At 60.6% G+C, this 22,275-nt stretch carries 22 protein-coding genes; 14 read left to right on the top strand and 8 right to left on the bottom strand.

Going from position 1 to position 22,275, the window contains the following annotated elements; translation table 11 throughout:
- Nucleotides 1–39: 39 nt before the first annotated feature.
- Nucleotides 40–1,791 carry a chemotaxis protein gene (locus N2601_RS12965; protein WP_445944960.1) on the bottom strand — a complete coding sequence of 584 codons (1,752 nt, stop codon included), beginning with the start codon at nucleotides 1,789–1,791 and terminating at the stop codon, nucleotides 40–42.
- 343 nt (nucleotides 1,792–2,134) lie between these two features.
- On the opposite strand from N2601_RS12965, the gene N2601_RS12960 reads away from it, so the two are divergent.
- From N2601_RS12960 to N2601_RS12905, 12 genes are all read left to right on the top strand, one after another.
- Nucleotides 2,135–2,458, top strand: coding sequence for an STAS domain-containing protein (locus N2601_RS12960; protein ID WP_104825198.1), 324 nt, complete (start codon nucleotides 2,135–2,137; stop codon nucleotides 2,456–2,458).
- Nucleotides 2,455–2,823 (top strand): response regulator, encoded by a 369-nt coding sequence (locus tag N2601_RS12955; RefSeq protein WP_104824208.1) that lies wholly within the window; start codon nucleotides 2,455–2,457, stop codon nucleotides 2,821–2,823. Before N2601_RS12960 ends, N2601_RS12955 begins: the two co-directional genes overlap by 4 nt.
- On the top strand, nucleotides 2,820–4,856 hold the full coding sequence (locus N2601_RS12950; RefSeq protein WP_104824207.1) for a chemotaxis protein CheA: 2,037 nt from the start codon (nucleotides 2,820–2,822) through the stop codon (nucleotides 4,854–4,856). The genes N2601_RS12955 and N2601_RS12950 overlap by 4 nt, the downstream gene beginning before the upstream one ends.
- Nucleotides 4,853–5,368 carry a chemotaxis protein CheW gene (locus N2601_RS12945; protein ID WP_245463893.1) on the top strand — a complete coding sequence of 172 codons (516 nt, stop codon included), beginning with the start codon at nucleotides 4,853–4,855 and terminating at the stop codon, nucleotides 5,366–5,368. Before N2601_RS12950 ends, N2601_RS12945 begins: the two co-directional genes overlap by 4 nt.
- A 37-nt stretch (nucleotides 5,369–5,405) precedes the next feature.
- Nucleotides 5,406–7,106, top strand: coding sequence for a methyl-accepting chemotaxis protein (locus N2601_RS12940; protein WP_260303133.1), 1,701 nt, complete (start codon nucleotides 5,406–5,408; stop codon nucleotides 7,104–7,106).
- A 219-nt stretch (nucleotides 7,107–7,325) separates the two neighbouring features.
- Nucleotides 7,326–9,239, top strand: a complete 1,914-nt coding sequence (locus N2601_RS12935) for a HAMP domain-containing methyl-accepting chemotaxis protein (RefSeq protein WP_104824205.1) — start codon at nucleotides 7,326–7,328, stop codon at nucleotides 9,237–9,239.
- The gene (locus N2601_RS12930; RefSeq protein ID WP_199773485.1) at nucleotides 9,236–9,733 is read left to right on the top strand and encodes a chemotaxis protein CheW; all 498 of its coding nucleotides are present in this window, start codon (nucleotides 9,236–9,238) and stop codon (nucleotides 9,731–9,733) included. The genes N2601_RS12935 and N2601_RS12930 overlap by 4 nt, the downstream gene beginning before the upstream one ends.
- Before the next feature lie 22 nt (nucleotides 9,734–9,755).
- Nucleotides 9,756–10,613: a CheR family methyltransferase gene (locus N2601_RS12925; protein ID WP_104824204.1), complete on the top strand. Its 858-nt coding sequence runs from the start codon at nucleotides 9,756–9,758 to the stop codon at nucleotides 10,611–10,613.
- 10 nt (nucleotides 10,614–10,623) lie between these two features.
- Complete coding sequence (locus N2601_RS12920) at nucleotides 10,624–11,715, top strand: protein-glutamate methylesterase/protein-glutamine glutaminase (RefSeq protein ID WP_104824203.1); 1,092 nt, start codon at nucleotides 10,624–10,626, stop codon at nucleotides 11,713–11,715.
- 205 nt (nucleotides 11,716–11,920) lie between these two features.
- Nucleotides 11,921–12,721 (top strand): inositol monophosphatase family protein, encoded by an 801-nt coding sequence (locus N2601_RS12915; protein ID WP_104824202.1) that lies wholly within the window; start codon nucleotides 11,921–11,923, stop codon nucleotides 12,719–12,721.
- A gap of 134 nt (nucleotides 12,722–12,855) precedes the next feature.
- Nucleotides 12,856–13,905: a flagellar motor protein MotA gene (locus N2601_RS12910; RefSeq protein ID WP_104824201.1), complete on the top strand. Its 1,050-nt coding sequence runs from the start codon at nucleotides 12,856–12,858 to the stop codon at nucleotides 13,903–13,905.
- A 3-nt stretch (nucleotides 13,906–13,908) separates the two neighbouring features.
- Nucleotides 13,909–14,940, top strand: coding sequence for a peptidoglycan -binding protein (locus tag N2601_RS12905; protein WP_104824200.1), 1,032 nt, complete (start codon nucleotides 13,909–13,911; stop codon nucleotides 14,938–14,940).
- Nucleotides 14,941–14,943: 3 nt separating this feature from the next.
- Here N2601_RS12905 and N2601_RS12900 read toward each other — a convergent pair whose 3' ends face one another.
- From N2601_RS12900 to N2601_RS12885, 4 genes are all read right to left on the bottom strand, one after another.
- Entirely contained in the window at nucleotides 14,944–16,191 is a 1,248-nt protein-coding gene (locus tag N2601_RS12900; RefSeq protein ID WP_260303132.1) for an RNA polymerase sigma factor, read from the bottom strand.
- A 7-nt stretch (nucleotides 16,192–16,198) separates the two neighbouring features.
- Nucleotides 16,199–16,537, bottom strand: a complete 339-nt coding sequence (locus N2601_RS12895; RefSeq protein ID WP_104824199.1) for a YciI family protein — start codon at nucleotides 16,535–16,537, stop codon at nucleotides 16,199–16,201.
- Nucleotides 16,538–16,788: 251 nt separating this feature from the next.
- On the bottom strand, nucleotides 16,789–16,971 hold the full coding sequence (locus N2601_RS12890) for a YegP family protein (RefSeq protein WP_104824198.1): 183 nt from the start codon (nucleotides 16,969–16,971) through the stop codon (nucleotides 16,789–16,791).
- Nucleotides 16,972–17,073: 102 nt separating this feature from the next.
- Complete coding sequence (locus tag N2601_RS12885; protein ID WP_445944959.1) at nucleotides 17,074–18,894, bottom strand: ABC transporter transmembrane domain-containing protein; 1,821 nt, start codon at nucleotides 18,892–18,894, stop codon at nucleotides 17,074–17,076.
- A 175-nt stretch (nucleotides 18,895–19,069) separates the two neighbouring features.
- Here N2601_RS12885 and rpmE point away from each other — a divergent pair, with 175 nt between their 5' ends.
- The gene (gene rpmE / locus N2601_RS12880; protein WP_104824196.1) at nucleotides 19,070–19,291 is read left to right on the top strand and encodes a 50S ribosomal protein L31; all 222 of its coding nucleotides are present in this window, start codon (nucleotides 19,070–19,072) and stop codon (nucleotides 19,289–19,291) included.
- A 187-nt stretch (nucleotides 19,292–19,478) separates the two neighbouring features.
- Here rpmE and rcdA read toward each other — a convergent pair whose 3' ends face one another.
- The 3 genes from rcdA to N2601_RS12865 all read right to left on the bottom strand — a co-directional run bounded on the left by rcdA (nucleotide 19,479) and on the right by N2601_RS12865 (nucleotide 21,869).
- Nucleotides 19,479–19,994: a protease adaptor protein RcdA gene (rcdA, locus tag N2601_RS12875; RefSeq protein ID WP_104824195.1), complete on the bottom strand. Its 516-nt coding sequence runs from the start codon at nucleotides 19,992–19,994 to the stop codon at nucleotides 19,479–19,481.
- A gap of 366 nt (nucleotides 19,995–20,360) precedes the next feature.
- Nucleotides 20,361–20,552, bottom strand: a complete 192-nt coding sequence (locus N2601_RS12870; RefSeq protein ID WP_104824194.1) for a DUF1192 domain-containing protein — start codon at nucleotides 20,550–20,552, stop codon at nucleotides 20,361–20,363.
- A 27-nt stretch (nucleotides 20,553–20,579) separates the two neighbouring features.
- Nucleotides 20,580–21,869, bottom strand: a complete 1,290-nt coding sequence (locus N2601_RS12865) for an MFS transporter (protein ID WP_104824193.1) — start codon at nucleotides 21,867–21,869, stop codon at nucleotides 20,580–20,582.
- A 224-nt stretch (nucleotides 21,870–22,093) separates the two neighbouring features.
- Between N2601_RS12865 and N2601_RS12860 the strand changes: the two genes are divergently transcribed.
- Nucleotides 22,094–22,255, top strand: coding sequence for a hypothetical protein (locus tag N2601_RS12860; RefSeq protein ID WP_199773484.1), 162 nt, complete (start codon nucleotides 22,094–22,096; stop codon nucleotides 22,253–22,255).
- The last annotated feature ends 20 nt before the right edge of the window (nucleotides 22,256–22,275 follow it).

Raw genomic sequence — 22,275 nt, 5'->3', positions numbered from 1 at the left:
TATTTGAACGTATGGCGCTCTACGTGAAAGCCAATCCCGCTAGAACAAAGCATCCGCGAAAAGATCTTCGTCGTCTGATTTGACCGGCGCTGCCGCAATCGGTGCCGCTCTAACGTCCATGGCGATGATATCGCGATGGACGTTGCGTTCCTGCGCCATCGTGTAGGTCTTAAAGATGCGGGCGCTGAGCGGCGCGATGATTTCTTCCAAATCGCTGGCATCGGCCATATCGCTGCCGGCCATGTCTTCGAGCGTATCGGCACAATTTGCCAAGGTTTCGCCGAGGTCGCGCTGGAAGTCGAGCTTGCCGATAGACAGCATAATCTTGTTTGCCACTTCACGGCCATGCGCCGAGAGGGTTTCCAACTCGCCATCCATGATGTTGGCGGCGGCGCGGATGGTGTCGACGGCCGAGATCAGCCTCTCGTCCAATCGATAGTCTGAGGCCTCCTGGCCCGAGGCGACGTGGCCGGCTGCTGTTTCGAGAGATGCGAGGCCGGAGACGATCGCGTCAGCGGATTCATCGAGCTTTGCCGCAAAGATACGTAGTTCGGCGGTGACGACGTTGATCGAACGACCTTCTTCGCCCATGCGGCTGCAGCGCAGATTGGTGTTGAGCGCCATGTAGTGGATGTCGGTCTTGACGGCGCGGATGGTCTCGATGCGGTGCAACAGGTTCGAGGCCGTGCCGAGCGTCGACTGGCTGATGCCGTCGGCCTGAATGCGGGCTGTTTCGACCTGTTTGACGATCGTGTGGGCGGCGGAGACGCTCTGTTCCAGTGCGCGCAGCACATTGCCGTCGCCGCTTCTGCCGTCGGGCTTCATGGCGTCGCGCAGCTTCAGGATTTCCTGCGTGTCATGGCTGAAGCTGGCGATCGTCTTGACGACGCTACCGGACTCCCGCTGGAAGTCCGTGACCATGTCGCGCATTTGTGCCGCCGTCAGGTGATGAATGACATTTTCGAGCCGCTGGCGGGCATCGGTATCGAGCTTGCTGCCCTCGCCGCTTGCGAGAAATTCTTCCAGAAAAGCAAAGGCGCTTTGTATGTGCTCGATGCGCTGGCGGGTAATGTCGCCGATTTGCAGAGCCGAAAGGGTGGTCGCGACCTTGCTTTGCACGCCGCGGGCGATAGCGCCAACTTCAGCGGCGATCACAGCGAGTTCTTTACGGTGAGCAGCGATGGTGCGGGCATCCTTTTCCAGTGCTGCCACCACTTGCGGAACGTTGCGGTCATAGGCCTTCGCGGTGGTGGCGCCAAAGCCCATGGCGACCTTCAACTCGCGTTCGAGGGCGCCGAGCTGCTGGGCGAAGGTGTTGACTTCATCGGTGCCGGAGTGAATGCGCTCCAGAATTTCCTCGGCAAAACCGGCAAATTCGGCAATGCCCGCACCGGTGATCTTCACCGTGACGGCGAAGGTACGCAGGTAACGCATGGTCTCCTGCATATCGGTGACATGGGCATGCAGCTTGGTGCCGGCCTCAGCCAGAACGGCGAAATTCTGCTGACGCCTGACCTCAAGTCCGGGCAGGTCGGACAGGCCGCTCACCGTCTGCAACAGATCGGTGGTGGTGTCGCTGGCGCCATCGCTGTCGAGCGCCTTGGTCAACCTGTCGAGGGATGACAGGAGTTGGTTCAGAACCTCCATGACAGACAGGAGAACAGCGCCGCCGTCGAGAAAGCGTTTCTCAACCTCGCTGCGCGCCGCTTCCAGGGTGCGGCTGACATCCATGGCCTGCGGGAATCCCCGTTGGCGATCGATGCGGCGTGCCAGCGCTGTTGCGTATGTCATGTCTGTCCCTTTACTTGGAAAAAGGCCTGTTTGACTCAACTCTTAAATGTGGGATGGAAAATTCCGGTAAATTCTCCGGACTCGTGGGCGTTGCATGCCAGACTTTCCCCGGCAGCGTTAATATTCACTCACCGGAAAGTGCGTGTTTTGATCTATTCGATTTAACCGCCTGAATCCCAATCATATTTTCATCGTAAAATTTGAGTGGTCATTTATGCCAGGTGAGAATTCACATCCCCTGAAACGACGAATTATACAACCTGTGTTTACTCCCTCTTAAGGCTGACATGAGATTCAATAGTTATTGCTCAAGTATTCGTTTGGTAGCGGGGCCAGATTTGAAATGGATGATAAATATTCCGAATCTATTTCCCTGCCGAATATCCTAAGCATCAGGAACATTTCCGAAATTTATCAAAGTATGACTTTGAAGCTTCGGGACGGCAAAATGCTTGTCCTCGAAGTCGCCGACGATGCGGAAGCCGATTTGAGCTTCGTGCAATTGGTCGAGTCGGCAAGGATGGAGGCGAAGGCCTCCGACAAAACACTTCGTCTTTCTTCGCCGGCTAGCGGTTCTGTTTTGAAAGTCTTGCAGAGGGGCGGGTTCGTCGACGCCTTTACGGCGGAGGATGCGCAATTCTGGCTCCATAAAGAGGTACATTCATGAGTGCGAAGATTTTGACTGTCGATGATTCCGCCAGCATCCGTCTGACGACCAAGGTGACGCTGACCAATGCCGGTTACGAGGTCACCGAGGCGGAGAATGGTGCCGAAGGCCTGGATAAGGCCAAGGCCGGGCACTTCGATCTCATCGTGACCGATCTCAACATGCCCGTCATGGACGGACTGACCATGATCGAGGAGCTGCGCAAGCTGCCGGCTCACATGGGCGTTCCGATCATCTTCCTGACGACGGAATCCGATGCTGATCTCAAGGCGCGCGCCAAGGCCGCCGGCGCCACCGGCTGGCTGACCAAGCCTTTCGATCCGGAAAATCTCGTCAAAATCACCAAGAAAGTGCTGGGCAGATGAACTCGCTCGATCCAATTGCTGTCTTCCGTACCGAGGCTGCAGAATGCCTGGAGCAGATCGAGGCAGGCCTTTTGGATCTCACGCATCAGCTCGATGACAAGGCTTTGATCGATGCCGTGTTCCGGGGCCTTCATACACTGAAGGGTTCGGGCTCCATGTTCGGCTTCGATGCGCTCGCCGGCTTCACCCATCATTGCGAAACCGCCTTCGACCGCGTCCGTAAGGGCCAGGCGCCGGCAACGGCCGAGCTCGTCGCCGCCGTTCTCGACGCGCAGGACCATATGCGCGCCCTCGTCGACGATCCCAACGGCAATCACGAAGCCACCAGCCAACGTCTTCTGGCGCAATTGCATGCAGCAGTCGGCGGCGCCGGCGATGCTGCAAAGCCGGTTCAGGCCGTCGCCGTGACTGCGCCTGTTGTGACGGACAAGCGAAAGACCTGGCGCATTCGTTTCAGCCTGCCACAGAACGCGATGATCAACGGCACCAATCCGCTAGGGTTGCTGGATGAGCTGCGCGATCTCGGCGAATGCCGCATCCTCGCCAACACCTCGGCCATTCCGCCGCTGAGCGCGCTGGTGCCTACGGAATTGCATCTTTCCTGGGATGTCACTGTTACGACCGAGCAGCCGCGGTCGGCCATCGACGATGTTTTCATCTTCGTCATGGACGACATGCAGCTTGATGTCGAGGAAATCGATGGCCATGCAGTTGCTGCAACGCCGGATGAGCCCGCCGTTTCGGCTGCCCCGCAGGCGGTCGTTGCTCCTGCCGCGCCGGCCGCTGCCGAAATTGTCCCGGTCAAACGGGAAGTGGCGGCACCTGCGGCGCCGGTTGCCGACCAGCGACAGGCAAAGGCTGCCGAAAGCGTTCGCGTTCCGGCTTTGCGTCTCGATGAACTTATGGACCGTGTCGGCGAACTGGTCATCGCACAATCGCGCCTAAGCCAGTTGGCCAGTGCCAGCGCCGATATCGGGCTGAGATCGGTATCGGAAGAGATTGAGCGCTTGTCCGGCGAGTTGCGCGATACGATGATGGTGCTGCGCATGGTGCCGGTCGCAAGCCTCTTCAACCGTTTCCGCCGCCTGGTGCATGATCTGGCGCGAGAGACTGGCAAGGTCATCGAGCTCGTCACCGAAGGCGAGACGACGGAGGTCGACAAGACCGTAATCGAGCGGCTTGCCGACCCGCTGGTGCATCTGGTGCGCAATTCCATCGATCATGGCCTTGAGCCGCCGGAAGAGCGTCTTGCTGCCGGTAAGGCCGAAGCTGGAACTATTATATTGTCGGCCCGGCAATCGGGCGGCGAGGTTATCATCTCGATCAAGGACGACGGCCGTGGCATCAATCGTGGGCGCGTTCGCGCCAAGGCGGAATCGTCCGGGTTGATCCAGCCGGGTCAGCAGCTCAGCGATGCCGAGCTCCTGCAGCTCATCTTCGCGCCCGGATTTTCGACGGCGGCGCAGATCACCAATCTTTCCGGCCGCGGCGTCGGCATGGATGTGGTGAAGCAGACGGTGGAAACGCTACGCGGCACCATCGATATCGTCAGCCTGCCGGGGCAGGGGTCCGATGTATCGTTGCGCATTCCGCTGACGCTCGCCATCATCGACGGTCTGCTCGTGCGCGTCGGCGCCGGGCGCTACGTCATTCCGCTGTCGGCGGTTGAGGAATGCCTGGAATTGTCGCTGGAAGAGGACCTGCGCTCGCGTGGCCGCAGTTTCATTTCGCTGCGCGACAGCCTGGTGCCTTTCCTGCGGTTGCGGGACGTATTCCGCACCGGCACCAAGCCGGATGTGCATCAGAAGGTCGTCGTTATCTCGACCGGGACTGAGCGGGTTGGCCTGGTGGTCGATCAGATCATCGGCGACCACCAGACGGTGATCAAATCTATGTCGAAGCTGCACAATGACGTCGCGCATTTCTCCGGGGCTACGATCCTTGGTGACGGCAGCGTCGCCCTCATTCTCGATGTCGTGCATCTGGTCGCGGCCGGCCAGCAACAGGAGGCGCATCTGCGTGCAGCGGGATGAGCGGAAAAGCCAGGAAATCCGACAATCTCTGGAATGGCACTCATTGGAATGAAAACGGCGAGGTCGAAGTTCTGACCTTCGATCTTGCCGGTGAAACCTTCGCCCTCGAGGCGGTCATGGTTCAGGAAATCCTGGACATTCTGCCGGAAACCGCCGTTCCCGGCAGCCAGCCCTTCGTGGGCAGCGTCATCAACTTTCGCGGCAAGGTGATCCCCCTTGCCGATCTCCGTCTCGCTTTCGGCATGGAAGCGGCGGAAGCGACTATCGATAGCCGTATCATCGTTATCGAACTTGACCTGCAGGATGAACCCACGCTCGTGGGTCTGCGGACCGACAAGGTGAATGAAGTCACCACACTTGCAAAAGCTTCCAGTGAAGCACCGCCTAGCGTGGGGATGCGTTGGCGTCCCGACTACATCAACTGCCTGGTCAAGCGCGGAGGGGAATTCATCATTCTCCCCAATCTGCAGGCGATTTTTTCCGCCCGGCGAAACAAGGCGCTTTCCGCCTGAACATTGCCGCGGCCGAATTTTCGAGGGAAGCAAGACTATGCGTCTAACGATAAAAGCCAAGCTGGTGGGGGCGTTCGCCTTCATCATCCTCATGCTGATAGGCACGGCCGGCTACGGCCTCATGAGCCTTAGCGCTTTCAACGACACCATCAGCAACGTGCTCGAAGGCCCCGTGGAGCGACTGGAGTTGACACAGCAGGTCAACATCTCCCAGCTCCAGGTCATCCGTCAGCAGAAGAACCTTCTTGCGGCCCACAGCGACGATGAAGCCAAGGCTGCGCTCGCTGCCGGCGACGTGGCACGCAAGCAGCTTGCCGACACTTTGGCGGCCGTGGACAAGGTCGCTACCGAAGAAAGCCGCGCTCATTGGGACTCCGTCGAAGCCATCGCAGCGAAGTTCATCCAGGCCGACGACCAGATTCGGCAACTGCTGAAGGCAGGCGACAAGGAAGGCGCAAGCAACATCTCCGTTACCGATGCCCGCCGGGCCGCCAACGAGATCGACAAGGCTCTCGAAGCTCTGCTCGCCACCGAGAAGCAGAAAATGAAGGAAGCGGACGACGGCGCCGATGTGCAATATGCCGGCACCCGCCTGACGATGCTCGTTGCCGCAGGTGTAGCGCTGCTGATTGCAGCCGTGACCGCGTTTTGGATCGCAAACACGATCAGCAAGGGTCTCGCCCGCGCCAATACCGTCGTTCGAGAAGTTGCCGAGGGCGATCTGACCAAGACGGCGGAAATCACCAATCACGACGAAATCGGCGCATTGCTCGGCAACGTCAATGTCATGATCGAACGTCTGCGCGGCGTGGTTGCCGATGCGCTGGGTGCGGCGGACAACGTCTCCTCGGGCAGCCAGCAGCTTTCGGCAAGCTCGGAGCAGGTGTCTCAAGGCGCAACCGAGCAGGCGGCCTCGGCCGAAGAGGCCTCAGCTTCGATGGAGCAGATGGCGGCCAACATCAAGCAGAACGCCGACAATGCCGCCCAAACGGAAAAGATTGCCCGTCAGTCGGCCAGGGATGCGGAAGCAAGCGGCGATGCCGTCACTCGCGCCGTCAGCGCCATGCGGACGATCGCCGAGAAGATCGGCATCGTGCAGGAGATCGCCCGCCAGACCGATCTGCTCGCTTTGAACGCGGCCGTCGAAGCGGCTCGTGCCGGCGAACATGGCAAGGGCTTTGCGGTTGTCGCCTCGGAAGTGCGCAAGCTTGCCGAACGCAGCCAATCGGCTGCTGCCGAGATCAGCTCGATGTCGAGCGATACCGTCAAGGCTGCCGCGGAAGCCGGCGAGATGCTCGGCCGTCTGGTGCCGGATATCCGCAAGACCGCCGAACTCGTCTCCGAGATCAGCGCCGCCTGCCGCGAGCAGGACATCGGTGCCGCCCAGATCAACGAAGCGATCCAGCAGCTCGACAAGGTGACGCAGCAGAATGCCGGTGCCTCGGAAGAGATGTCGGCCACTTCGGAAGAGCTGGCAGCGCAGGCTGAAGAGCTGCAGGCCTCTATTGCCTTCTTCAAGGTCGATACGGCAGGCAGCAAAGTCACGGCCAGGAAGTTGCCCACCAAGGTCGGTCACAAGGCTGCCGCTGCGCCGGCTGCCAACCGCCGTGCCACGTCTGCCGCGGTAAATTCCGTGCAGACCGTCGCTGCCCAGCAGGCCCGGGCCAAGGGTTTTGCCCTCGATCTTTCCATGGGCGGCCCGGATGCCGGCGACGCGGATTTCCGCGAAAGCGCCTGAGCGCTTCCCGATGACTCCCGCCAGGACCGTCATGGTCCCGGCGTTCTGATATCCCCAACGTGTGTATGCGTTGGCGTCGTGGTTCTTGAGATGTCCGGTGACGGGGAGGTGAATGGATCGCTTTCCCCGGTTCGACGGCTCTCTTTATCGGTACGACGCTGTCAAACGGTGACGCCGTTCCGCAATACTCATTTGCCTCTTTATCTCTGGGGATAGGACATGCGCTTTTCCATCAAACTGAAATTAGGCCTCGCCTTCGGCACCATGACGCTGCTTTTGATTGGCATAGCGGTCTACGGCAGCATCAGTCTCGGTCACCTCAACGACGCCAGCAACGAGATGACCGAGGGACCGGTCAAACGGTTGCAACTGGCGCTCGACGCCAACATTGCCGCAGTTGAAGCCGTTCGTGCGCAGAAAGATGCGCTCATATCCAGCGGTGAGGCGGAAACCGCCTTTTATAAGGAGTCCAGCACTCATCTGGACACCATGTTCTCACAAGCCCAGGAGGGTCTCGCTGCCTCGGCGGCGGAAGGCAAGCCGCTTTGGGAGAAATTGATATCGCTTGGCCAGACCTTCCGCCAGCGTTCCACCGACTTGCAGGCCCTCGAGGCCAAGGGCGATCACGCCGGCGCCGAGGCGCTTTCGGACGGCGAGCTGAGCGACCTGAACAATCAGATGACCGACGTGATCAACAAGCTGGTCGACATCCAGAAAAAGGAGTTGGCGGCCACGGACGCGGGCGGCGACCTTCTCTATGAAGACACGCTGATGATCCTGGCGATCGCCTCCGCCGTCGCGTTGATCATTGCATTAAGCGCCGCCTTCTGGATTACGCTCGGGATCAATCGCGGCCTGACCAAGGTGTCCAACATCGCCAAGGCGGTGGCGCTCGGCGACCTTGATCAGAAGGTCGAAGTCAAGACAAATGATGAGATCAAGGATCTGATCGATACCGTCAATGTCATGACATCGAACTTGCGCATCACCGCAGGCGTGGCGGACCGCATCGCCATGGGCGATCTTTCCGTTGCCGTGAAGCCGCTCTCCGACAAGGACGTTCTCGGTCTGGCAATGCAGAGCATGGTCGCCAACCTGCGCACCACCTCCGATATTGCCACGCAGATTTCCGACGGAGACCTGACGGTGACGCCGAAACCGCTTTCCGACAAGGATGTGCTCGGCCTGGCGCTGGAGCAGATGGTTGAACGTCTGCGCGGCGTGGTTGCCGATGCGCTGGGTGCGGCTGACAACGTCTCCTCGGGCAGCCAGCAGCTTTCGGCAAGCTCGGAGCAGGTGTCGCAGGGTGCTACCGAGCAGGCGGCTTCGGCTGAAGAGGCTTCGGCTTCGATGGAGCAGATGGCGGCCAACATCAAGCAGAACGCCGACAATGCCGCCCAAACGGAAAAGATTGCCCGCCAGTCGGCCAGGGATGCGGAAGCAAGCGGCGATGCCGTCACTCGCGCCGTCAGCGCCATGCGCACGATCGCCGAAAAGATCGGCATCGTGCAGGAGATCGCCCGCCAGACTGATCTGCTCGCTTTGAACGCGGCCGTCGAAGCGGCTCGTGCCGGCGAACATGGCAAGGGCTTTGCGGTCGTTGCCTCGGAAGTGCGAAAGCTTGCCGAACGCAGCCAATCGGCTGCTGCCGAGATCAGCTCGATGTCGAGCGATACCGTCAAGGCTGCCGCCGAGGCTGGCGAGATGCTCGGCCGTCTGGTGCCGGATATCCGCAAGACCGCCGAACTCGTCTCCGAGATCAGCGCCGCCTGCCGCGAGCAGGACATCGGTGCCGCCCAGATCAATGAAGCGATCCAGCAGCTCGACAAGGTCACGCAGCAGAATGCCGGTGCCTCGGAAGAAATGTCGGCCACTTCGGAAGAACTGGCCGCCCAGGCTGAAGAGCTGCAAGCTTCGATCGCCTTCTTCAAGGTCGATACATCGGCCAATCGCCAGCGCAGTGTTGTTGCGGCCAAGACGACCGACCGGGCTCCGGCTGCGGTCGCTCGTCAGGCGAAAGCGCCGAAACCCGCCTCCGTTCAGGCGCAGCAAGCGCGTCTCAAGGGCTTTGCCCTCGATCTCTCCATGGGCGGCCCGGATGATGCCGACGCCGAATTCAAGGAAAGTGCATGACCATGGCTTCACCTGCTCTGGAAGCGCAATTCGTCACCTTCAGCCTCGGCGAGGAAGTCTTCGCCGTAGCGGTCGAAGTGGTCCGCGAAATCCTCGATTATGCCGAGGCTTTCAAGATCCCCAACGGACCGGATTACCTGCTCGGCCTGCGCGATGTGCGTGGGCAGGGTGTGCCGACCATCGATCTCCGGCTGAAGCTCGGTCTTACCAAGACCGTTCCGACCCCGCATACCCGTGTGCTGGTGCTGGATATTCCGATGGAGGCCAAGGTGCTGACGCTCGGCCTGGTCGCCGACCGCGTCTTCGAGGTGACGCCCTTTCGGCATGGCCAGATCGAAGCGGCCCCCGATATCGGCGTACGCTGGCGTTCCGACTACATCGCCGGCGTCGTGCGCCGGGAGAATGGTTTCGTCGTCATCGTCGATCTCGCCCGCTTGCTGTCGCGGGAAGACACCGTCGCGCTCGATCCGCATCGCGCCGGCCATGCCGCATAAGAATTCGTAAGGGGGTGGGTGAATGGGAACGGTTGCCGTTCAGGAGAGCCAAATCATCGGTGACCGCATCAGCACGCGGAATTTCGAGAAGCTGGCGCGTTTCATCTATGACTACAGCGGCATCAAGATGCCGTCGACGAAACTGACGATGCTGGAGGGGCGGCTGCGGCGGCGCCTGCGCGCCACCAACATCACGTCGTTCGACGATTATTGCGATTTCTTGTTCAACCATGGCGGCTTGGAACAGGAGACTGTCTATCTCATCGATGCAGTGACGACCAACAAGACCGATTTCTTCCGCGAGGCCAAACATTTCGAGTTCATGCAGACTGTGGCCTTGCCGGCGCTGATGCGCGCCGGCCATCGCCGCCTGCGCGCGTGGAGTGCTGCCTGCTCGACAGGGGCGGAGCCCTATTCGATGGCGATGGTGATGGAGGAATTTTCCGAAAGCGAAGGTCGCATCGACTATGCAATCCTGGCGACCGATCTCAGCACCGACGTGCTGCAATCGGCCAGGAGCGGCATCTACGCGGACGACATGGTGTTGCCGGTTCCGGCGGAACTGAAGCGCAAATATGTGATGACCGCCAAAGTGCCGGGTAGGCGGGAGGTGCGCATCACGCCGCGTTTGCGTTCGAAGATCGGCTTCGGCCGGTTGAACCTCATGGATGAGAAATACCAGGTGGGGGATGCCATGCACATCATCTTCTGCCGTAATGTTCTCATCTATTTCGACAAGCAGACGCAGGCCGGCGTCCTTTCGCGTCTCTGCGATTGTCTCGTGCCCGGCGGCTATATGTTCATCGGCCATTCGGAATCGATCACCGGCTTTGACCTGCCGCTGAAACAGGTTTCCAACACGGCCTTCCAGCGAATTTAGGCAGGCCTTCATGCCAAAGAAAATCCGCGTCCTGATCATCGATGACTCCGCCAGCGTACGCCAAACGCTGGCGGCGCTTTTGTCTGAGGACCCCGAGATCGAGGTGATGGGGGTGGCGAACGATCCCTTCATGGCCGCCCGCCGGATCCAGGAGGAGGTGCCAGATGTCATTACGCTGGATGTCGAGATGCCGCGCATGGATGGCATCACCTTCCTGCGCAAGTTGATGTCGCAGCGGCCGATCCCGGTCGTCATGTGCTCCTCGCTGACGGAGGCGGGTTCGGAAACTTTGCTGCAGGCCCTGGAAGCGGGCGCGGTGGATATCATCCTGAAACCGCGGATTGGCGCTGCCGATTATCTGGCCGACGAGGCGATGCGCATCCGCGAGGTGGTCAAGAGCGCTTCGCATGCCAGGATGCCGAATGTCCGCCGCGCTGAGGCGCGTTCGGCATCCGCTTCGGGACCGACGAAGAAGCTGACGGCCGACGCCATGCTGCCGCCGCCGACCGGCCGCGCCATGGCGAAGACGACCGAGATGGTCGTCTGTGTCGGCGCTTCGACAGGCGGCACCGAGGCATTGCGGCAAATGTTGGAGGCGCTGCCCGCCAATGCGCCGGGCATGGTCATCGTGCAGCACATGCCGGAGAGGTTTACCGCCGCCTTCGCCAAGCGGCTGAACAGCCTCTGCGAAGTGGAAGTGAAGGAAGCGGCCGATGGCGATCCGGTTCTGCGCGGCCATGTGCTGATCGCCCCCGGCGACAACCACATGATGCTGGAGCGGCAGGGTGCGCGTTATCATGTGGCTATCAAGACCGGACCGCTGGTCTCGCGCCACCGTCCGTCAGTCGATGTCCTCTTCCGCTCGGCGGCGCGGGCGGCCGGATCGAATGCCATGGGCATCATCATGACCGGCATGGGCGACGACGGTGCGCGCGGCATGTTCGAGATGAAACAGGCAGGCGCCTATACCGTTGCCCAGGACGAGGCGACCTCCGTCGTTTTCGGCATGCCGAAGGAGGCGATCGCCCGCGGCGGTGTCGACCGAGTCGTGCCGCTCGAGCAGATCGCCCGCGAGATCCTGATGGCGCAGCAGAAATTCTAGGCTGGATAATCGTCGATTTGATCGGCGCGGACTATGTCGCGAAGTCGGCTCGACGAGAAAACCAGGCCTTCCGCCTCGCTGTACTTGAAATTCCCCCGATTTTGTGGTCTTGAGGCCGCCAATCTTTATTGCGCTGCCGATCCCGCTCCGCCGGGGCCTGCTTTCGGGTCCGGTTAGTGCCTTCTATTTTACCCAAGGAAGCCCGATGGCCCGTTCTGCTCTTCTCAATGTCATGGTTCAGGCCGCCCTCAAGGCAGGCAAGTCGCTCAGCCGCGATTTCGGTGAAGTGCAGAACCTGCAGGTTTCGGTGAAGGGACCGGGCGATTTCGTCAGCCAGGCAGATCTCAAGGCGCAGAAGATCATCCATGACGAGCTGCTGAAGGCGCGGCCGACCTATGGCTTCCTCGGCGAGGAAAGCGAAGAGATCAAGGGCACGGACGGCGCGCATCGCTGGATCGTCGATCCGCTCGACGGCACGACCAATTTCCTGCACGGCATTCCGATGTTCTCCATCTCGATCGCGCTGGAGCGCAATGGCGAGATCGTCGCCGGCGTTGTCTTCAATCCGGCGACGGACGAGCTTTACACCGCCGAGCGCGGCGGTGGCGCCTTCCTCAACGATCGCCGCCTGCGCGTCGCCTCGCGTCGCGTGCTGTCGGACAGCGTCATTGGCTGCGGCGTTCCGCATCTCGGCCGTGGCAATCACGGCAAGTTCCTAGTCGAGCTGCGCCATGTGATGGGCGAAGTCGCCGGCATCCGCCGTCTCGGTTCGGCAGCACTCGATCTCGCCTATGTCGCAGCCGGCCGTTTCGACGGCTTCTGGGAATTGGGCCTGTCGCCCTGGGACATGGCGGCCGGTATCCTGCTGGTGCGCGAAGCCGGCGGTTTCGTCTTGGATTACGACGGCGGCACCGATATGCTCGGTACCGGCACGATCATCTGCGGCAACGAGCATATTCAAAAGGCGCTGGCCGAGGTCGTCAAGCGGCCTATCCCGACAAAATAAAGCTGATCTTTCAGCAACTGCCCTTCAGCAAAACAGCCTGTTGCCAATGGCTTGTTTTGTGTTTTCCGTCTCTTCAATTCGGCACAATGTTGCTCTAGTCTCCGCGGGCGGAGTATGCGGAGGCAAAGCGTGCGATGGAAAATGTGAATCTGGGGGATCTGGGGTCGACCGACAATGTGTCGGGCAGCTATACCTACAAGCTCTCCAGCCCGATGGCCTTCTTTTGGACGATGATCCTTTTCCTGGTCATCGTCGGTTTTATTGTGGCGATCCTGTTTCGCCAGGCTCAAGTCGCCTTCCTGCATAATCCCGGTCTCAACGGATTGATCCTTGGCGTGCTGGCCGTCGGCATTCTGCTGGTCTTCAATCATGTCCTGATGCTGAGGCCCGAAGTTCGCTGGTTCAATCATTTCCGCGCCGTCGGCAATGCTGCCGACAAGGTCGGCCGCAATCCGCGGCTTCTGGCGCCCATGCGGGCGCTCATCGGCAACCGTCGCGGCATGCAGTTGTCGACGGCGACGCTGCGCTCAATCCTTGATTCCATCGCCACCCGTCTCGATGAATCGCGCGACACTTCGCGCTATCTTATCGGTCTGCTCGTCTTCCTCGGCCTGCTCGGCACCTTCTGGGGTCTGATCGGCACGATCGGCTCGATCAACGATGTCATCCAGAGCCTCGATGTCGGCTCCGGCGACACCGGCGATATCCTTGGCGCCCTCAAGACCGGCCTTTCCGGCCCGCTGGTCGGCATGGGCACGGCGTTCTCGTCCTCGCTGCTCGGCCTTTCCGGCTCGCTTATCCTCGGTTTTCTCGACCTTCAGGCCGGCCGCGCGCAGAACCGCTTCTACACCGAACTGGAAAACTGGCTTTCCTCGGTTACCGATGTCGGCTCGGACATCTCTCCCGTGATCGAAGGCGCCAATGGCGCATCCTCCGAGGATGTGCGGGTGCTTTCGGAATACCTGCGCAAGATCGCGGAAGAAGGCGGCGGTGGCCAACGCTCGGTGACGGCGATGGCGAACCTTGCTGAGGGCATCCAGGGCCTGGTGAAAAACATGCGCAACGAGCAGCAGATGTTGCGCGACTGGATCGAGGCACAGCAGGAAGAAGCGAAATCGATGCGACGCACGCTCGACCGTCTCGCCGACCGGATCAGCCATACCGAAAAGACCGGGAGCAAGTAAATCATGGCGCTCGCGCGAAACAGTCGCCACAAGAGAACGGTCGACTATTGGCCGGGATTCGTCGATGCGCTCTCCACGCTGCTGATGGCGATCATGTTCCTGCTGACGGTGTTCGTCGTTGGCCAGTTCATTCTAAGTCGCGAGATTTCCGGCCGCGACGAGGTGCTGAATCGCCTCAATAGCCAGATTAACGAATTGACGCAGGCATTGGCGCTCGAAAAGAGCGGCAAGCAGGATCTCGAGGATTCCATCGCCAATCTGCAGGCGTCGCTTTCGGTGGCAGAGGGCGACCGCTCGCGTCTGCAGGCGCTGCTGGATGCCGGTTCCGGCAATAGCCAGGCCGCGCAGCAGAGGGTCGGCACGCTGACGCAGCAGCTTGACGACCAGAAGCAGGCGAGCGCCCGCGCTCTCAGCCAGGTCGATCTTCTCAACCAGCAGATTGCCGCGCTGCGCAGCCAAATTGCCGCTGTCGAGGCGGCCTTGCAGGCGTCGGAGGAGAAGGATCAGACATCGCAGGTGAAGATCGCCGATCTCGGCCGGCGGCTGAATGTGGCGCTGGCGCAGCGCGTGCAGGAGCTCAACCGTTATCGTTCCGACTTCTTTGGGCGCTTGCGCGAAATTCTCTCCGACCGCGACAATATTCGCATCGTTGGCGACCGCTTCGTCTTCCAGTCGGAAGTGCTGTTCCCTTCCGGTGCGGCTGATCTCAACCCGGACGGCCAGGCGGAGATGGCCAAGCTTGCGGCCGCGCTGATCGATCTTTCCAAGGAAATTCCGCCCGAGATCAACTGGGTGCTGCGCGTCGATGGGCATACGGACAATGTGCCGCTCTCCGGCAGCGGCCGCTATCCCGACAACTGGGCGCTGTCGTCGGCGCGCGCCATCGCTGTCGTCAAGTTCCTGATTGCCCATGGCGTTCCTGCGGACCGGCTCGTCGCCGCCGGCTTCGGCGAATTCCAGCCGATCGCTCCCGGCGATACGCCGGAAGCCCGCGCCACCAATCGCCGTATCGAGCTGAAGCTGACGGAGAAATAGTCGTCAATTCCTCTCGACCAGAATGGTATCGAGGCTTGCCTGCAGGAATTCTCGGACGGCAGAGCTGTGGCTCAGCCCAATCGCCGTGCGATAGGCCGTAACCGCGCTCTCCGTTTCTCCGGCTTCCGCAAGCAGATGGGCACGGACGGCCCAATAGGGCTGGTAGCTCAGGATATCGCTCTCAACCAACTGGTTCAGCTTCTGCAATCCCGCCATAGCCCCCTGCGCCCGGCCGATCACGGCGGCTTGACTCACGCGGGCGCCGACGGTCGGTTTCATCAGCACGAGTGCGTCATAGAGCTTTGCGAGCGCCGTCCAGTCGGTGACACCGGAGCGACGGCGTTCGGAATGGATGGACTGGATTGCCGCCTGGCATTGGAATGGGCCGAAGCGATCGAAAGTTCCCGCCTGCCACAGCAGGCTGTCGGCTTCGGCCATCATGATGGCGTTCCAGCGTGCGGTGTCCTGTTCGCCGAGCGGTACATAGCAGCCATCCGCATCCCGGCGGGCGGCACGGCGGGCTTCGCAGTAAAGCATCAGAGACAATAATCCGATCGCCTCCGGCTCCTGCGGTAGGGTGGCAAGCAGGGCGCGGCCGAGCCAGATGGCTTCGTCTGCCAGAGCATGCAGCTTGCCGTCTTCGCCATCGAGCCCGTCCCAGCCGAGGCCGTAGGCAGCATAGATCGCCGAGAGCACGCCCGTCAGCCGCTCCGGCAGCACGGAACGATCGGGCACGCTGAATGGAATATGCGCTTCGCGGATCTTGGTCTTGGCCCGAACTAGCCGCTGGCTCATCGTTTCCGGCGAGACGATGAAAGCCTGCGCTATGGTTCTGGCATCGATGCCGAGAACCGTCTGTAGCATCAGCGGTGTATGCACGGACCGGTCGATCGCCGGATGGGTGCAGGTAAACAGCAGCTTCAGCCGCTCGTCGGGGAAGGTGGGGCCATCCGCATTCATGCGCTCCTCCGCTTCCTCGAAAGCCAGAGTGATCGTATCGCGGGCGGCGGCCTTGACGTTTGCATGTCTTGCGGCGCCATAAAGATTGCGCCGCGCCGCGACCAATAGCCAGGCCTCGGGATTTTCGGGAATGCCGCGCGCCGGCCAAGCGCGCAATGCGGCTGCGAGAGCCTCGGACAGCGCATCCTCCGCCGCCGGCACATCGCCCGAGCGCGCCGCCAGGAAAGCGATCAACTTGCCGTAGGATTGGCGCGCCACCCGTTCCGTGGCGCGTCCAACGTCATGGTCCATGGCCATGTCACATTTGCAGACGCGGCCGCACTTCGACGGATCCCTTCTGGGAGATTGGCACGCGCACGGCCCATTCCAGGGCTGCGTCGAGGTTCGGCACATCGATCAGATAGAAACCGCCGAGCTGTTCCTTGCCTTCCGGGAAAGGACCGTCCTGCACATCATGGTCTTCGCCGCGGCGGCGGATGACCGTTGCGGTTTCCGGCTCGGTCAGCCCGGCACCGCCGGTCATGATGCCGGCCTGGACAAGCGCCTGGGTATAGGCGATCCAGCCGTTCTTATAGGCGGGATCCTCGCGCCGCTTAAAATCCTCGGCCGATTCACGGATGATCAAAGCATATTGCATGGGGAAACTCCTGCTCGCTGTGTTGGCGGTAAGCCGGACTGGACGCTGCATCTAAAGAGCAAATGCCAAGATGTGCAACGCCGCCGGCGAAACGGCTTCATGCCCGTTCCGATACTATGAGACGCGAGCGAGGCTGATTTCGACAGGCCGAGCAGATTTTTTCGAAATTTTTTGATGGGCAAACGAAAACGGCCGGCGCGCCCGAAGGCAGCCGGCCGTAGAGGCTGTATAGCAGCGCTCGACGCGAAGTCTTAGGCGGCGGTCTGGTCGTCGATAGCGGCGGCGCCGACATGGGACTTGATCGATTCAATAGCGTGGAGGGCCGAAGCCTTCGCCTTATAGCCTTCGGAGGCAAACATGGTTTCGCCGTTCGAGGCCTTGAAGCGGAAGCGGAATTCGCCAGCCTTGTCCTTGTAGACTTCAAATTTATACATGGTTCCCGTCTCCTAGAATCGCGTCAGCGCGAGATAACGGGAAAAATCTAGCGCAACTTTAAAGCTATTTCCACCTGTTGTATTCGGCTTGCCCGATCCCCGTTATTTGACTGCGAGCATGCGGTCGTCGATGCCGGCGTCGAATTGCAGCCGCGCCAGCTTGGCGTAGATGCCGCCGTGATGGATCAGGCTTTGGTGCGTGCCTTCTTCGACGATGCGGCCTTGATCGAGCACAAGGATGCGGTCGGCCTTCAGAACCGTCGCCAGGCGATGCGCGATGACGAGGGTGGTGCGCGTTTCCATCAGGCCATCGAGGGCCCTTTGCACCAGCGTCTCGCTCTCCGCATCGAGCGCCGATGTCGCTTCGTCGAGCAGCAGGATCGGCGCATTCTTCAGGATGGCGCGGGCAATGGCGATGCGCTGGCGCTGTCCGCCGGAAAGGGTAATGCCGCGCTCGCCTACCTGTGTGTCGTAACCCTTGTCCAGGCGCGAGATGAATTCATCCGCCTGGGCGGCGATCGCGGCGGCGCGGACCTCGTCGCGCAAGGCTTCGGGGCGGCCGAAGGCAATATTGTCGTGAATCGAGGCGGCGAAAATGGTCGTGTCCTGCGGCACGATGGCGATGCGGTCGCGCAGGGCGTCGGGCAAAACGCGACGAGCGTCAATGCCGTCGATGGCGATGCTACCCTGCTGCGGATCGTAGAAGCGCAGCAACAGCGAGAAGACCGTGCTCTTGCCGGCACCGGAAGGACCGACGATCGCCACCGTTTCGCCCGGCTGAACGGAAAGCGACAGGCCATGCAGCGCTGATTTGCCCGGTCGGGACGGATAGGAGAAATGCACGTCGGAGAATTCCACCCGACCCTGCGGCGGCTGGGGAAGGGGCAATGGATTGGAGGGGGCGGCGATCGGCGAGACTTCGGCGAGAAGTTCGCCCAGGCGATCGGCTGCGCCTGCGGCCTGCGATAGCTCGCCCCAGACTTCCGACAGCGAGCCGAGCGACGTGCCGGCAATGACGGAGTAAAGGAGGAACTGACCGAGCGTACCCGCCGACATCGTTCCGGCGAGAACATTTTGCGCACCGACCCAAAGCACGGCGACGATGCTGCCAAAGACCATGGTGATGGCAAATCCGGTCAGCAGCGAGCGGGATTTGATCGCGGCGCGCGCCGCCTGATAGGCATCCTCGACCGCGGCGCCATAACGCTGCGCTGCCGCCGCCTCGCCGTTAAAGGCCTGGATGGTGCGGCTGGCGGCGATGGTCTCGTTGGCATAGGCGGATGCATCGGCAAGCGTATCCTGCGCGGCGCGCGAGCGCTTGCGCACGGAGCGGCCGAAGCTGACAAGCGGCAGCACGATGATCGGGATGGCAATCAGCACGATGCTCGACAGCTTCGGGCTGGTGATGATCATCATGCCCACGGCGCCAAGACAGAGAATGAGATTGCGCAGCGCCACCGAAGCCGTTGCGCCGACGGCGGACTTGATCTGCGTCGTGTCGGCCGTCAGCCGCGAGACGATCTCGCCGGATTGATTGACATCGAAGAAGGAGGGCGACAGCCGCGTCACATGATCGAAGACCTCGCGGCGCATATCCGAGACGATGCGCTCGCCGATGGTGATGACAAAATAATAGCGCAACGCGCTTGCGATCGCGAGAATGACGGCCATCGCCATGATCGCGGCGAAATAGCTGTCGATGAGACCGCGATCGGACTGATCGAAGCCATGGTCGATCATGCGCCGGACGGCTAGCGGCAGGGCGAGAGAGGTGACGGCAGCAACGACCAAGGCGATCAGCGCCCCCAGCACCATGCCGCGATAGCGCCTGAGATAGGGTGCCAGCCGTCCAAGCGGCCGAATGGATTTGCGCTTTTTGTCGTCTGCCTGGCCCGTCTCTGACAAGTCGTCTCCAATCCCCATATCAGCAAGGGACTTCGCTCTTTCGCCCCTTGTTATCCTTGCCGCCTTCATGTATAGGCACGCCATCTTAATTGGAAGCCGTGGCCTCAATCGGACTGCGGCTTCATTTATTCAATCGGTTCGGTTGCCGCAATGGCTTGCGACAAATGGACCCTGGCATGACAGGAAGATTGTTATGAAGGCCAACATCCATCCCGACTACCACACCATCAAGGTGGTCATGACCGACGGCACCGAATACGAAACCCGCTCGACCTGGGGTTCGGAAGGCGCTGTCATGAACCTCGAAATCGACAGCAAGTCTCATCCGGCTTGGACGGGCGGCAACCAGCAGCTCATGGACCGCGGCGGCCGCGTTTCCAAGTTCAACAAGCGTTTCGGCGGTCTCGGCATCTAATCGCTTCGCGATCTGGTGTTTTGAAAAGAGCCCGGCTTTGCTGGGCTTTTTTGTTGTCTTGATGCGATGCTCTTCGTAGAGCGGTCGCTTCTCAGGCTCATCGCCGCTATCATCTCAGACCGAACAAAATAAAACCGGCCGTGCGAAACACGGCCGGTTTTATTCGTCAGCTATAAGCTATCGAAACTCAGTTCGTCCCAAAAGCCGTCTGCAGCAGGGTGAGCTGCGCTTTGACGCTGTTCTGGTTGTCCGGAACGATCGGAGCTTCCGTCGGGCGATAGATTTCGCGGTCGAGCAGGGCGACGCGGTTCTGAAGGCGCAGCGAGCGCTCGACGAGATCGCGGAAGGATTCCGGAAGGTCGTTCCAGCCCGGAGCATTGCGGTCGACGTTGAAGCCGTCGAGGCGAACCTTGTTTTTTTCGGCCAGCACCTGATCGCGCGACATTTCGCCGTTGTTGACGGCGCGCTGCAGCAGCAGCCACGAGGCCATCTGCATCAGGCGGGTGGTCAGCCGCATGGATTCGGCGGCGTAGAGCACGGAGGCCATGCGCGGCAGAACCTTGGAGGCTGCCCGACCCTGGCCGTCGAGATAAGCGGCGGTTTCTTCGACCAGCGACATGCCTTCCGAATACAGCGTCCTGAACTGCGCCGACGAAGCTGCGTGGCCAGCAAAGCTGATCGTGTTCAAACCAAGTTCCGACATCGAAGAAATCCCTGCTAACGCAACACTTTTGTTCAGGAAAAGCCGGTGAAGTTCAGAAGAACTCTCGGCGTCCGTTCTTATGACTTCAAGATGGTGGTTTTAACTGAAATTCGCAAGGCGATTCTTAAGAAAGGGTTAATCTCCACAGTTTCCTCGGGAGCGCCGTGTCAAGGCGAAAAAGAAGAGCCGCAAACGCGGCTCTCAAGGTAAAACAGGGAGAAAAATCAGACCAATTCGCCAAGTGGAGGAACTGTCTGAGTCCAGAGCAAATCTGGATGGTCATAGTAATATGTCGTAAAGCTTAATATTCCGTTGAGCATGCCTCTATCTGTACTTCAATCACACAGGTTTGCGCCGATGGCAGGCTTACGAGCGGAACAGGTTTTCGGCCGCCTGACGGCCGGATGCCTTAGTGGCAATCTCCGCTTCCAGCCGGGCGATCTCCGCCTGCATCAGCGCGACGCGTGCCTTGAGCTCGTCGACGGAAAGCAGCGACAAATCGCTGCCGATTTCATGGGCGGACGGCTTTTTCGGGCGGTCATCATCGAAGATGCTCATTCTGTTTCCTCCTCGTCACTCCCCGGCTCATGTGCCGTAATTTACCGTCATATCGTCCTTTTTCGAAGCCTCACTTTTCGAAGCCTCGCTGCGCGCCAACGACATGCTTTCCGGCGTGATCATCTGCGCATTCGCCGAAGGCATGTTGGTGTAGGCGTCGCGATCGCTCGCGGGCTTGGCGGCGCGCATGCGGCTGCGGAAGATCGCGTAGCTGGTGATCAGCACATGCGCGACCGCGGTGACGAAGAACAGTGCGTAGGGACCGATGGAGGACATGACCGGGCCACTCAGCGTCGGGCCGATGATCGTGCCGATGCCGTAGAGCAGCAGCAGGCCGCCGGAGACTTTGACAAAATCCTCGGGCGCGGCGAAGTCGTTAGCATGAGCGACGGTGATCGGATAGAGCGTGTTGGCGACGGCGCCATAGATGACCACCATGCCGATCAGGAAATAAGGACCGGCTGGCTGCAGCAGGAAGAGCAGCAGCCCGTCGATGGCGGCGACAGCGGCCATGCCGGCCAGCACGTAGCGGCGGTCGATGCGGTCGGAAAGGCGCCCGGCCGGAAACTGCATCACGGCACCAGCGAAGATGGTCGAGCTCATCATCAGCGCGATATTGCTGTCCGAGAGACCGGCATTGGCGCCGAAGACGGCGCCGAGCGTGCCATAGGCACCATTGGCAATGCCGACCAAGAGGATGCCGATGGAGGCGACCGGCGAGTTGCGGTAGAGCGCCTTCAAATCCAGGCTGACGGCCTTCAGCGGCTGCGGCGAGGCAGCGGTCGAGAGCGTCGTCGGCAGCATGGCGATGCAATAGCAGATGCCGCAGCACATGAAGAGGATCGGCGTGTGGATATCTGCAAAGGGGATCATCATCTGGCCGGCAACGGCGCCGATCAAGGTAATGCCGATGTAAAGCGAGAAGATCGCGCCACGGCTTTCATTGGTGGCACGTTCATTGAGCCAGCTTTCGATGATCATCGAGGTGCCGGCGGTGCAGAAACCGGTGACGGCCCGCAGCAGCACCCACCAGGTCGCGTCGACGATGATGCCGGTCAGCAGCGCGATGATGGCGATGACGGAGATGAAGCCGGAAAAGGCGCGGACATGACCGATGCGCCGAACGAGTTTCGGCGCGGTCAGACAGCCGAGCACGAAGCCTGTCGCCCAGGTCGTGCCGAGCAGACCGAGCGTCGTGGTGGCGTAGCCCTCGGCCGTGCCACGCACCGGTAGAAGCAGGCTGTGCAGGCCATTGCCGGTGAATAGGAAGAGCGTACCGAAAAGCAGGGCAAGAACGGGTAAAATATTTCTCTTCATGTTCCTACTTTCATGCGGCTCCACTTAGAGAACCGATAAGGCAGAACCAAGCCCTGCCAGTTTTCACTATTGATTGTGCCCCGGATTGCCGCTATCGGCGTTAAGAAACAGTCTGTTGGCGCGGAAAAATGTCCGTCCTATGACGATTAGAGCATGATCATGAAAACTGCGCAGTGGTTTTTGATGAGGCTATGCTCACTCTTGCGCAAACGGGGAAAAATACCGTGACAAAAGTGATCGCGGTGCTGCTGTTGCTTGCCATGGCGGTGCAAATCATCAAGCCGCTCGGGCTGCCCGGCCTCAAACGGCGTGCCGATTTCTGGAAGATCGCCGTGATAGCCTTTGCAGCCTGGACGATCGCCTTGGTCATCAACGAGACGTTTTAAGGCATTGCAGGCCGGGATTG

Source organism: Rhizobium sp. CB3060 (genome assembly GCF_025200735.1).
In the GTDB taxonomy this organism is placed as follows: Bacteria; Pseudomonadota; Alphaproteobacteria; order Rhizobiales; family Rhizobiaceae; genus Rhizobium.
This window is presented reverse-complemented; position numbering and strand designations above follow the sequence as displayed.

Coding starts and splice junctions, on each gene's coding strand:
- N2601_RS12965 (WP_445944960.1), bottom strand. CDS start 1,791: ATGACATACGCAACAGCGCTGGCACGCCGCATCGATCGCCAACGGGGA.
- N2601_RS12960 (WP_104825198.1), top strand. CDS start 2,135: ATGGATGATAAATATTCCGAATCTATTTCCCTGCCGAATATCCTAAGC.
- N2601_RS12955 (WP_104824208.1), top strand. CDS start 2,455: ATGAGTGCGAAGATTTTGACTGTCGATGATTCCGCCAGCATCCGTCTG.
- N2601_RS12950 (WP_104824207.1), top strand. CDS start 2,820: ATGAACTCGCTCGATCCAATTGCTGTCTTCCGTACCGAGGCTGCAGAA.
- N2601_RS12945 (WP_245463893.1), top strand. CDS start 4,853: ATGAGCGGAAAAGCCAGGAAATCCGACAATCTCTGGAATGGCACTCAT.
- N2601_RS12940 (WP_260303133.1), top strand. CDS start 5,406: ATGCGTCTAACGATAAAAGCCAAGCTGGTGGGGGCGTTCGCCTTCATC.
- N2601_RS12935 (WP_104824205.1), top strand. CDS start 7,326: ATGCGCTTTTCCATCAAACTGAAATTAGGCCTCGCCTTCGGCACCATG.
- N2601_RS12930 (WP_199773485.1), top strand. CDS start 9,236: ATGACCATGGCTTCACCTGCTCTGGAAGCGCAATTCGTCACCTTCAGC.
- N2601_RS12925 (WP_104824204.1), top strand. CDS start 9,756: ATGGGAACGGTTGCCGTTCAGGAGAGCCAAATCATCGGTGACCGCATC.
- N2601_RS12920 (WP_104824203.1), top strand. CDS start 10,624: ATGCCAAAGAAAATCCGCGTCCTGATCATCGATGACTCCGCCAGCGTA.
- N2601_RS12915 (WP_104824202.1), top strand. CDS start 11,921: ATGGCCCGTTCTGCTCTTCTCAATGTCATGGTTCAGGCCGCCCTCAAG.
- N2601_RS12910 (WP_104824201.1), top strand. CDS start 12,856: ATGGAAAATGTGAATCTGGGGGATCTGGGGTCGACCGACAATGTGTCG.
- N2601_RS12905 (WP_104824200.1), top strand. CDS start 13,909: ATGGCGCTCGCGCGAAACAGTCGCCACAAGAGAACGGTCGACTATTGG.
- N2601_RS12900 (WP_260303132.1), bottom strand. CDS start 16,191: ATGGACCATGACGTTGGACGCGCCACGGAACGGGTGGCGCGCCAATCC.
- N2601_RS12895 (WP_104824199.1), bottom strand. CDS start 16,537: ATGCAATATGCTTTGATCATCCGTGAATCGGCCGAGGATTTTAAGCGG.
- N2601_RS12890 (WP_104824198.1), bottom strand. CDS start 16,971: ATGTATAAATTTGAAGTCTACAAGGACAAGGCTGGCGAATTCCGCTTC.
- N2601_RS12885 (WP_445944959.1), bottom strand. CDS start 18,894: ATGGGGATTGGAGACGACTTGTCAGAGACGGGCCAGGCAGACGACAAA.
- rpmE (WP_104824196.1), top strand. CDS start 19,070: ATGAAGGCCAACATCCATCCCGACTACCACACCATCAAGGTGGTCATG.
- rcdA (WP_104824195.1), bottom strand. CDS start 19,994: ATGTCGGAACTTGGTTTGAACACGATCAGCTTTGCTGGCCACGCAGCT.
- N2601_RS12870 (WP_104824194.1), bottom strand. CDS start 20,552: ATGAGCATCTTCGATGATGACCGCCCGAAAAAGCCGTCCGCCCATGAA.
- N2601_RS12865 (WP_104824193.1), bottom strand. CDS start 21,869: ATGAAGAGAAATATTTTACCCGTTCTTGCCCTGCTTTTCGGTACGCTC.